This is a genomic window from Pseudogemmobacter sp. TB195, assembly GCF_058313095.1.
This window is the reverse complement of sequence record NZ_JBZEGG010000114.1, coordinates 1-688: the sequence shown is the minus strand read 5'-3', so window position 1 is coordinate 688 and position 688 is coordinate 1. Positions and strand designations below refer to the sequence as shown.

The 688-nt window shown below is 68.0% G+C and carries 2 protein-coding genes; both read left to right on the top strand.

Features of this window, described 5'->3' with window-relative positions; genetic code table 11:
- Positions 1-385, top strand: a 385-nt coding sequence (locus AC4FS3_RS28895) for a conjugal transfer protein TraD (protein WP_491023402.1), incomplete at its 5' end; no start/stop codon positions are given.
- Positions 366-650 (top strand): hypothetical protein, encoded by a 285-nt coding sequence (locus AC4FS3_RS28890; protein ID WP_491023401.1) that lies wholly within the window; start codon positions 366-368, stop codon positions 648-650. The genes AC4FS3_RS28895 and AC4FS3_RS28890, both read left to right, overlap by 20 nt.
- Positions 651-688 lie beyond the last annotated feature (38 nt).

Sequence of the window (688 nt, the reverse complement as noted above, 5' to 3'; positions counted from 1 at the left end):
AAGGGCGCCGCTTTCTTTCAGCGGCGTGGGCGCAAAACTGGCCGGACTGCTGGCGGCAACAGCGACGGCGGGAACACGCAACCGGGCGCTGATCCAGCGTCTGGAAGCGGCGCGGCGTCGTAACGATACGCGGGGCTGGGTCGTGCAACGCCGCGAACGCACCCGCCACCTGATCGAGCTGGGCGGCCTCGTCCAGAAAGCCGGCCTGGTTGAACTCGCCGACGACGATCGTGCGACGATCTACGGTGCGCTGCTGGAGCTGGTCGGCCGTGCTCACGGCGACGATGCCGGTGACACGCTCGCGCTCTGGAAGCGGCGCGGCAAACGCGCGTTCGACGCGGAAAGCGAGGCGACGGAGAAAGGCAATGGCGGTCCTGGATATTGAGGCGATCCGCCGGGAAGTTCGCGCGCTGGATTTCGTGTGCGGCTCGCCGGCTGACGTGGCGGAATGGCGCGAAGCGGATGCCGAATCCCGCGCCAACCTCGCCATCGAAGGCATGGCGCTGGAAACGGACGAGCACCTGCTGTTCGACATGCTGCGCGACGAGGCGGTGCCCCCTCCCCTCGCCACGCAAATCATCCTCAAGCTGCTCAATCACCCCAACGCTGATCCCGCGCTGGCGATCACGCCGCTGGAACAGGCCGGCTGATGGCGGGGCCGCTCATCGGCGGGGGTCGTCCGATCAGC

Excerpts from the sequence above, each read along its gene's own strand:
- AC4FS3_RS28890 (WP_491023401.1), top strand. The coding sequence starts at position 366 with ATGGCGGTCCTGGATATTGAGGCGATCCGCCGGGAAGTTCGCGCGCTG.